The organism is Ferruginibacter sp. (genome assembly GCF_031430955.1).
Classification (GTDB): domain Bacteria; phylum Bacteroidota; class Bacteroidia; order Chitinophagales; family Chitinophagaceae; genus Ferruginibacter.
This window is the reverse complement of record NZ_JANPCM010000413.1, coordinates 1-9736: the sequence shown is the minus strand read 5'-3', so window position 1 is coordinate 9736 and position 9736 is coordinate 1. Positions and strand designations below refer to the sequence as shown.

At 36.5% G+C, this 9736-nt stretch carries 8 protein-coding genes; 4 read left to right on the top strand and 4 right to left on the bottom strand.

Going from position 1 to position 9736, the window contains the following annotated elements:
• On the top strand, positions 1–3837 hold a 3837-nt coding region (gene sov / locus ACY65O_RS11545; protein WP_462221009.1), incomplete at its 5' end, for a T9SS outer membrane translocon Sov/SprA.
• A 330-nt stretch (positions 3838–4167) separates the two neighbouring features.
• Here sov and ACY65O_RS11540 read toward each other — a convergent pair.
• The 3 genes from ACY65O_RS11540 to ACY65O_RS11530 form a co-directional block, all read right to left on the bottom strand.
• On the bottom strand, positions 4168–4641 hold the full coding sequence (locus ACY65O_RS11540) for a hypothetical protein (RefSeq protein ID WP_462221008.1): 474 nt from the start codon (positions 4639–4641) through the stop codon (positions 4168–4170).
• Between the two features lie 153 nt (positions 4642–4794).
• Positions 4795–5556: an SDR family NAD(P)-dependent oxidoreductase gene (locus tag ACY65O_RS11535; protein ID WP_462221007.1), complete on the bottom strand. Its 762-nt coding sequence runs from the start codon at positions 5554–5556 to the stop codon at positions 4795–4797.
• A gap of 145 nt (positions 5557–5701) precedes the next feature.
• Complete coding sequence (locus ACY65O_RS11530; RefSeq protein WP_462221006.1) at positions 5702–6052, bottom strand: hypothetical protein; 351 nt, start codon at positions 6050–6052, stop codon at positions 5702–5704.
• 158 nt (positions 6053–6210) lie between these two features.
• Between ACY65O_RS11530 and ACY65O_RS11525 the strand changes: the two genes are divergently transcribed.
• The 3 genes from ACY65O_RS11525 to ACY65O_RS11515 all read left to right on the top strand — a co-directional run bounded on the left by ACY65O_RS11525 (position 6211) and on the right by ACY65O_RS11515 (position 9273).
• Positions 6211–7632 (top strand): tetratricopeptide repeat protein, encoded by a 1422-nt coding sequence (locus ACY65O_RS11525; RefSeq protein WP_462221005.1) that lies wholly within the window; start codon positions 6211–6213, stop codon positions 7630–7632.
• Between the two features lie 130 nt (positions 7633–7762).
• Positions 7763–8533 (top strand): phosphosulfolactate synthase, encoded by a 771-nt coding sequence (locus tag ACY65O_RS11520; RefSeq protein ID WP_462221004.1) that lies wholly within the window; start codon positions 7763–7765, stop codon positions 8531–8533.
• Positions 8533–9273, top strand: coding sequence for a shikimate dehydrogenase family protein (locus tag ACY65O_RS11515; RefSeq protein WP_462221003.1), 741 nt, complete (start codon positions 8533–8535; stop codon positions 9271–9273). The genes ACY65O_RS11520 and ACY65O_RS11515 overlap by 1 nt, the downstream gene beginning before the upstream one ends.
• Positions 9274–9278: 5 nt before the next feature.
• Here ACY65O_RS11515 and ACY65O_RS11510 read toward each other — a convergent pair whose 3' ends face one another.
• Positions 9279–9626, bottom strand: a complete 348-nt coding sequence (locus ACY65O_RS11510; RefSeq protein WP_462221002.1) for an acyl-CoA thioesterase — start codon at positions 9624–9626, stop codon at positions 9279–9281.
• Between the last annotated feature and the right edge of the window lie 110 nt (positions 9627–9736).

The following is a 9736-nucleotide window of genomic DNA, read 5'->3' as shown; positions in this document are numbered from 1 at the left end:
GCTGCAACTTTATACCCCGATGCCGAAGATTTAAACAGGGATAATACATTAAATCAAACAGAAGAATATTTTCAGTATATAGTTGATATTAAACCACCTGCAGCTCCGGAAATGAACATTGGTACAAACTATATTGTAGATAAAAAAGTAGTTCCAATTGCTTTGGTAGATGGTACCTCAAGAAATGAAACCTGGTACCAGTTTAGAATCCCTGTTGGACAATACATCAGAAAAATTGGCAACATCCCCGATTTTAAATCGATTCGTTTTATTAGAATGTTTTTAACTGATTTTAGCGATAGTGTTACGTTACGTTTTGGGCAGCTGCAGTTAACAAGAAATGTATGGCGCAGGTTTCAGTATAAAATTGACACTTTTGGTATATATACCCAGCTGCCTCCCAGCGCAACAAATTTTACTGTAGGCGCTGTTAATATAGAAGAGAATGATAAAAGAGATCCATTACCTTACCGCACCCCTAGCGAAATTGAGCGCCAGCAAACATTAAGCAGCAATGGCGTAAACTTATTGCTCAACGAGCAAAGTATGAGCCTGCAATTTTGCAATTTAGCTAAAGGCGATGCAAGGGGGGTTTTTCAAACCTTTGCCAACAGAGATTTAAGGCAATACCGTAAAATGGCCATGTACATACATGCAGAAAAAGCTAAGTTAGGGCCGGCACTGGTTGATAAAGATTTAACGGCAGTAATCCGTATTGGAACCGATTTTGTAAACAATTATTATCAAATAAGAATTCCGTTAAACTTAACGGGTTTAGGTGCTTCAAGCCTCGACCCTAACTCTGTAAAGTATAATGACACTTTGTGGCTTGCATCAGATGCACTGGATATTGATTTGCAAAGTTTGATAAAGTTAAAACAAAAACGAAATGCCGACCCGTCGATACCCACAACAAGTATATACCGCCAGGCACAGGCTAACGGGCAGGAATACGCAGTAATTGGCAGCCCCAATTTGGCAGAAGTGGGTGGTGTTTTAATTGGTGTGGAGAATACCAACCAGGCCGGCGGGGCATGTGGCGAAATGTGGGTGAACGAATTGCGTTTATCTTCTATTGACGAAAGTGGCGGCTGGGCCGCATTAGGCAGGGTAGATTTAAGCCTTGCCGATTTGGGTACCATTTCTTTGTCTGCCAATAAACATACCTCAGGCTTTGGCACATTGGAGCAAAGGGTAAATGAAAGATACAGGGACGATTTTTTACAATACGATATTTCGGCCAATTTAGAATTAGGTAAATTGCTTCCAAAGAATGCTGCTGTTTCCATTCCGTTTTTTGGCAGTTATTCGCAAACGGTAAGCACACCGCAATACGACCCTTACGATAAGGATATAAAGTTAAAAGACAAATTAAAATCGGCTCAATCGGCACAAAAAGATTCAATCAAAAATGATGCGGTTGATTTCACCTCAACAACTACAGTAAATTTTACCAACGTTCGCAAAAACAGAACGGGTACTAAAAAGCCAAAGATCTACGATATCTCCAATTTCGATATCAGCTATTCTTATCTTAATACTAAAAGGCATAATCCTTTAATTGAAAGCGATGAGGTAACCAAACATCATGGGGGATTGGGTTATTTGTTTAGCCCTCAGCCAAAATATATTGAACCACTTAAAAAAGTAAAATTATTCAATAAAACAAAAACACACTGGTTCGATTTAATAAAAGATTTTAATGTAAATCTTATCCCCTCTACATTAAGTTTCCGTGCAGATGTTAACCGGCAATTTGGGGCTATCCGTCCACGTAGTGTTGGGGCATCCAAATATGCTATTCCGGAAACTTATGATAAATATTTTATTTTTCAGAGAGATTATATTTTACGCTGGAATTTTACCCGGTCCATAAACTTCGATTTTACCGCCACCAATAATTCAAGGGTAGATGAGCCGGCAGGAAGACTGGACAACAAAACAAAAAAAGATTCAGTTTGGAAAAACTTTCTTAAAGGCGGAAGAAATACTATGTACAGGCATACCGCCAATTTTACTTACACATTGCCTACCACAAAATTTCCTTTGCTGGACTGGACGACGATGAATGTTAGTTACCAGGCAAATTATGGATGGATTGGAGCATCACGTTTGGCAGTTAGCCTGGGTAATATTATAGAAAATGGCCAGCAAAAAGAAGCTGCTGCACAATTTGATTTTACAAGATTATACCAAAAATCTAAATGGCTGCGCCAGTTAGAGCAACCATCTAATAAAGAAGACAGGGAAAAATGGAGAAAGCGTATAACTAAAGTAAAAGATACAGTAACTACTAAAACGGGTAAGAAAATTATTAAAACAAGAAAAATAATTGATAGGACAGCTTTGCCTTATGTTGGCACACCCGAAAAAATTCTTGGTAAATTATTAACCAGTATTAAACAGGTAAGCGCCACCGTTTCCGAAAACGCCAACACCCGTTTACCCGGCTATGCCGACAGTACAAAATACCTTGGGCAAAACTGGAAGAGCATGGCACCCGGTGTCGACTTTCTTTTAGGTCGGCAACCAGATACCGGCTGGCTAAATAATGCTGCGGCAAAAGGGCTTATAACCAAGGATACAACTTTCAATTCCTTATTTACACAAAACTTTAATCAATCTATCACTTTAACTGCACAACTGGAACCAGTAAGAGATTTAACCATTTCTATAAACTTAAGAAAGACGTTTAATAAAAACTATTCTGAAACATTCCGTTATGCAGATACCAGCGGAGGCTCCAATTTTAAATTTGGCCACCTTAACCCTTATGCCGGCGGTGGTTTTGATGTAAGCTATATTGCCTACAAAACTTTGTTTGGTAAATTCGATCCCAACCGTGTTTCCGAAACCTTTAAAAAGTTTCAGGATTACAGGGTTATTTTATCTGAACGTTTAGGAAAAACAAATACATATAATATTGTAAATGGCCGTACCACACCCGGTGCAGATGGTTATTATTATGGCTACGGAAAATATGCTATTGATGTACTGGTGCCGGCATTTATTGCCGCCTATACATCAGATGACCCTAAATCAGTTTCTTTAATTAAACAGAGTAATCCCAATATAAAATCAAATCCTTTCCGTGCTATTTTACCCAAACCTAACTGGAAGATTGATTACAATGGGTTAAGCCGTGTTAAAGGATTAGAAAAAATATTTACTAATTTCTCCATCTCTCATGGGTATAATGGAAGCCTTAGCATGAACGGGTTTACTTCAGCATTGCTGTACCAGGATGTTTCAAGATTTGGTTACCCGTCTTTTTATGACACTGCATCTAATAATTACCTTCCTTTTTTCCTGGTGCCCAACATTTCTATTAGCGAACAGTTTTCGCCGTTAGTAGGGGTAGATATGATGTTTACCAACCAGATGCAGTTTAAATTTGAATATGCTAAAACAAGGCAGTTAAGTTTAAGCCTTATAGATTTTCAATTGAGTGAGGTACGCAGTTCGGAATTTAGTATTGGCGCAGGCTACAGAAAAAAAGGTTTGCGTTTACCATTCAATATAAACTTGCCTAAATTTTTGCAAAGTAAAAACGCCAGTACCAGCAAAAGCAAATTGGAGAATGAAATTAATTTCCGCTTGGATTTTAAAATACGGGATAACGTAACTGCCAACAGCCGGTTAGATCAAAATACAAACTTTGCAACTGGTGGCAGTAAAGAAATTACCATTGTACCAACTATTGATTATTATCTCAGTAACAGGGTGCAGGTTAAGTTTTATTTCGATCAGCGCAAGGTAATACCTTACATATCCTCCAGTGCGCCGGTTACCAATACAAGAGCAGGTGTGCAGATAAATGTTTCGTTAGCACAATAAGGTAAAAAAATATTACATGTAATTCTTCCTCATCATTTTTGATGGGCATTTTTATTGCTTTGTAGCGTAAAAGGTTTTGGAATGCTGCACATACGCAAAAGCAATGGTTATTCTAAGGTTTCTGGATGATAAAACAAAGTAAAACAATTCGCAAACCAGACAGGTTTTATAAAGCTGTAATAATTTTAAAAATTGTTTAGGCCTAAACAGTTTTTGTAAATCTCAAAGGATTTGTGATTATTGGCAAAAATTTTATTGGGAGCATAGGTAAAAGAAAAGAGCCCTGTTTTAACAGAACTCTCTTGAGATTATAACCAAGCAAAAAACGAGTTATTTAACTTTTTTAAGCAGCATTACATAACCGCATAAACCCTTTTTCTTTTTATTAACCTGTACGGGTTTCATCATATGGTACTCCGAAAATTGAGGTATGTAAGAATAACTGATAACATTGCCATCCACATCGCCCCACATTTTTTTCTGGTACACCACTTGTTTTTCGTTCCAGTCAAACATTCTTACTTCGTATAATTTTGAACTGATGTCGCCGATAAATACAAACTGATACCAGCTTCCTTCTGTTAAAGGAACAATCACCGGCATTTCGTATTCGCTTTCCATTTCCATAGAAGCTTCTTTTACCACAATAAAACCCTGTTTGGCCAATTCCTGTTTCATACTGTCTGCCTGGTGCATAATAGCGGGGCTGCTGCAGGCATTTTGACGTATTACATCCTGTGCATTAATTGAATAGCTAAATAAGAGGAAAATAATTGCTGAAAGTAGTGGTCTTAGGTTTTTCATTAGTTTTTCAATTTGAGTAATAGGATTTACAATTTTACGACATTTCTACCGGATTATTATAAAAATTTAACCTAAGCAGGTTATTAAAGCTTGAACGGAATAGGGGATGCTAATATTGTGCCAGAAGAATTAAAGTACCAATAAAATCCTAACTTACTGACTTCTATTAAAATAAAAGGCATCAGCCTGTTGAGTGGGGGTAATTACCAGGTCGTTAATACAAACATGGGCGGGCAAATGAGTACTGTAAAAAATTACTTCGGCAATATCCTCACCTGTAAGGGGTATAATGCCATTGTAGGTAGAAGAAGCAGTTGCAGTGTCTCCCTTATATCTCACTAAAGAAAATTCAGTCTCTACAGCCCCGGGGTGTATGCCGGTAACTTTTATATTATGTTTTAACAGATCAATACGCATGGCACGGTTTAGAGCATCTACTGCAAATTTGCTTGCACAATAGCCATTACCTCTTTCATACACCTCTTTACCTGCAACAGAGCCCATATTTACAATATGGCCTTCCTTTTTAGCAATCATAAAAGGAATAACAGCTTTTGTAATATAAAGCAACCCGTGCACATTGGTATTCAACATGGTTTCCCAATCGTTTAAATCGGCATCTTCAAAACTATCCCTGCCGAGTGCAAGGCCTGCATTATTAATAAGTATTGCTATATTTTGCCATTCGGCAGATAAAGTACTTATTGCATTAAATACGGCTGCCTTATCCTGTACATCAAAACAAAGGGGTAATACGGTAATGCCATGTTCACTTTCTAAATCATTTTTCAATTCATCCAATCTTTCTTTTCTTCTTCCAGTAATAATTAAATCGTGCTTTGCAGCCGCAAATTTTTTTGCACAGGCTTCTCCAATTCCCGAAGTGGCGCCGGTTATTAAAACAATGCTATTCATAGCTGCAAATTAGTTCTATGCCAGCAAATAAAAAAGCTTCTGCAGTTGCAAAAGCTTTTTATTAAAATAATTTATTTGGATGATAAAACACTTTCTAGTGCAAGAATCAGAAAAAAACCTCACTTATTAGTGAGGCGATTATTTCTTAATGCGATTTTATAATCAGTTTCATTCCTGTATAACCTGGCCTTATTTCAGGCATTATAATTTTTTGTTTGTAAGGAATGATATAGACGGTATTTCCTTTTTGATAAGTAACCAGTGTTTTACTTATCATTGAATTGCCAACAGTGGCCTTATTTAAAAATACACTTCCCGTATATCTTAAACCAGATTTAAGATTAAGAGAAACAGAATTTCTTAATGTTGCAGGTGTACTGATGTTTAAAGTAACTTTTGATTTACTTTTTTTCCCAATGCCTCTATCAGCCAAAACACTTTGCGTTGCGCTAAAAAGCACAATCGCAACGAGCAGTAATTTTGATATCTTAATCATTGGTTAAATTTATAGCACAAATATATTAAAAAATATCCGGTATTTACATACCACTCATACATTGTTTTTGCATTTCTTTAACGATTTAAGCAAAAAAAAGTTACAAAAACTTGTGTAGTTATTTAAAAGGGGGTAATTTACAATAACTTATACCACAAATGAGTAAACATCCTTACCGGCAGGACAGAGATGAATTAAGGGAATTGCTGTTGCAATACAATAACCTTAAATCGGGCAAACCCAACTCTTTTATTGAGGAGGATTCCTTTGAACGCCTTATTGATTATTATGACGAAAAGGAGCAACTGTCTCCGGCGCTGGAAGTTTCGGAGTATGCCATCCGGCAATATCCTTATTCTGCCCCATTATTATTAAGAAAAGCAGATCTGTTAATTGCCCTGCGGCGTTATAAAGAAGCACTGCATATTTTGGAGCAGGCAGAATTACTGGATGGGAAAGATACCAACCTTTTTATTTTAAAAACAGATGCTTACCTGGCTTTAGACCAGCAGGAAAAAGCTGCTGCTGTTTTAGAAACGGCATTAGATGATTTTGATGGCGAAGAAAAAGTTGATTTATTATTTGAACTGGCAGATGTATATGATGATTATGAAAATTTTGAAAAAGTTTTTGATTGCCTTAAAATGATTTTAGAGCAGGAGCCCAACAACGAAGAAGCATTATATAAAATTTGTTTTTGGACAGACTTTACAGGAAGAAATGAAGAAGGCATACGGCTGCATCAAAAAATAATTGACGAGTTTCCGTTTAACGAACTGGCATGGTTTAATCTTGCTGCTGCTTACCAGGGTTTAAAATTGTACGAAAAAGCTATAGATGCCTATCATTATGCAGTGGCTATTGACGACAAGTTTGATTATGCATGGCGTAATATGGGAGATGCTTTTTTACGTTTACGTAAATACAAAGAAGCCATTGAAGTGCTTGAAAAAGTTTTAGAACTGGCGAGGCCAGAGGATGTTATTTATGAGGCTATTGGGCACTGTTATGATAAGATGGGCAACTTTGCAGAAGCCCGGTTTAACTATAAAAAGGCCGTTCACCTTAATAATGGCGATAGCCAGCTGCATTACAAAATTGCCTGTACTTACATGAATGAAGGCAATTGGGGCAGTGCGGTTAAAAATTTAGATGTAGCTATGCGTATGCACCGCCTGCAGCCAGAATATAATCTTGCGCTTGGCCAATGTTATATGGAAATGGGTAAATTAGATGATGCCATTACTTATTTTGGCAACGTGGTAAGAGTGAGGCCAAAAAATTTAAACGGGTGGATGGAATTACTAAAATGCCTGTACAAAGCCGAACTGTTTGAGGAAGCACTGGAATATGCAGGGTTTGCCTACGAACAAACAGACGGTAAAACTATTTTTATCTTTTATAAAAGTGCTATATTATTCGCAATGGGAAAATCGAAAGAAGCCATAATACAATTAGAAAATGGCATGCAAATAAATCCCAAACTCATAAAAAAATTAATTGAATTAAATCCCTCCATTTTACAAAGCCAGCAGGTAGTGGATGTAATCGCACGTTTTAAAAAGAAAAGGTCTCATTAATTCTTTGCTTTCACTAATTGTTCTGTACTTTTTTACAATTGTTTATTGCTTATTGACAATTGCTTACCGGCCATTGACAATTGTTTATTGCCTATTTGTTTTTACATTTGCACCACTTAAAAAAATAAGCATGAATTTTAACCTTTCTCAAATACCCGACAGAAATACAAAACCACGTGAACATGGCATTACAATGGTAATGGATAAAGGCCTTAGTGTAGAAGAAGCAAAAAATTTTATGAGTGTATCGCATCCGCATGTGGATATTGTTAAATTGGGCTTTGGTACTTCTTATGTAACCCCTAACTTAAAAGATAAATTAGCTGTTTACCAATCTTACGATATACCGGTTTATTTTGGGGGCACTTTGTTTGAAGCCTTTTTAGTAAGAAACCAATTTGAAGATTTTATAAATGTTTGTAAAGAATTTGGGATCAATTACGTGGAAGTTAGTGACGGTTCTATTACCATACCGCATGCCGAAAAGTGCGGCTATATAGAAAAATTAACCAAGCACTTTACTGTGTTAAGTGAAGTGGGCAGCAAAGATGCCGCACATATTATTCCACCTTATAAATGGATTGAATTAATGAAAGCAGAACTTGAAGCAGGCTCTGCTTATGTAATTGCAGAGGCAAGAGAAGCTGGTAATGTGGGTATTTACCGTGGCACCGGCGAGGTAAGAGAAGGATTGGTACAGGAAATACTTACACAAATACCCGAAGGAAAAATAATTTGGGAAGCACCGCAAAAAGCACAGCAATTATACTTTTTAGAATTGATTGACTGTAACGTAAACCTGGGCAATATTGCGCCTAACGAAGTAATTCCGTTAGAAACTATGCGTATTGGTTTGCGTGGCGATACTTTCCATTTGTATTTAGATAAAAAGCCATCCTGATGAAGGTCTACGGCATCATAGGATATCCGCTGGGGCATTCTTTTTCACAAAAATATTTTACTGAAAAATTTGTAACCGAAGGTATCAGTGATTGCAGTTACAAAATTTTTGCAATTAAATCTGTAGATGGGTTAAAGGATGTACTAATTCAAAATCCTGATTTAAAAGGCTTTAATATTACTATTCCTCACAAGCAATCAATTCTTTCGCTGCTTGATGATACAACAAAGCTGCCACAAAATTTACATGCCTGCAATTGTATTAAAATTATTAATGGGAAATTAATTGGTTACAATACCGATGTAATTGGGTTTGAAGAAACACTTTTATCACAATTAAAAAGCCATCATACCAAAGCTTTAATTTTAGGTAATGGCGGTGCAGCCGAAGCTGTAAAATTTGTGTTAAATAAATTAAACATTGTATTTAAAATTGTTAGCCGAAAATTACATGATGGTTCTGATTTAACTTATGCAGATATAACCGAAAGAATAATTGGAGATAATCTTTTAATAATAAATACTACTCCATTAGGCACCTTTCCTGATGTAGAGGAATGCCCGGCTATCCCTTATCAATATTTAACTGCACAGCATTTTTTGTACGATTTGGTGTACAATCCGCCTAAAACTTTATTTCTTAAAAAAGGAGAGGAGTATGGCGCCGCAATTAAAAACGGTTACGATATGCTGGTAATACAGGCGGAAGAAAGCTGGCGTATTTGGAATGAAGAAAATTAAAAATTTCAAATCGATGTATTCAAAATCTCTTTCAATTTCCTCGGAATGGTAATAACTTTTTTTGCTATGTAATCATAACTCACCATTCCTGTTTTTGCGAAAGCCAGTACAATTATTTTGTCGTTTCTTTTTGTACTAAGCTCATAATATAATTCAAAGCTTACTTTCAAAATTTCTCCTATAGCAATTGTAATTTCAATTGCATCACCATAAAACGATTCATTTTTAAATTCAATAGCAATATCAGCTAATATTAAACCTGTGCCTTCAATATTTAATTCTGTATAGCCATGTTGCATCAGCCATTGCATTCTTGCTTCATGAATAATTGAAACAAAAGCATCATTGCCCAAATGATTGCCATCAACAAATTAGAAACTGGACCTGCCAACGAAACGATGGCTAGGTCGCGACGCGGATGACGTAAATTTCGCGCATCCACAGGCACAGGTTTTGCCCAACC

Coding starts and splice junctions, on each gene's coding strand:
- ACY65O_RS11540 (WP_462221008.1), bottom strand. CDS start 4,641: ATGAAAAACCTAAGACCACTACTTTCAGCAATTATTTTCCTCTTATTT.
- ACY65O_RS11535 (WP_462221007.1), bottom strand. CDS start 5,556: ATGAATAGCATTGTTTTAATAACCGGCGCCACTTCGGGAATTGGAGAA.
- ACY65O_RS11530 (WP_462221006.1), bottom strand. CDS start 6,052: ATGATTAAGATATCAAAATTACTGCTCGTTGCGATTGTGCTTTTTAGC.
- ACY65O_RS11525 (WP_462221005.1), top strand. CDS start 6,211: ATGAGTAAACATCCTTACCGGCAGGACAGAGATGAATTAAGGGAATTG.
- ACY65O_RS11520 (WP_462221004.1), top strand. CDS start 7,763: ATGAATTTTAACCTTTCTCAAATACCCGACAGAAATACAAAACCACGT.
- ACY65O_RS11515 (WP_462221003.1), top strand. CDS start 8,533: ATGAAGGTCTACGGCATCATAGGATATCCGCTGGGGCATTCTTTTTCA.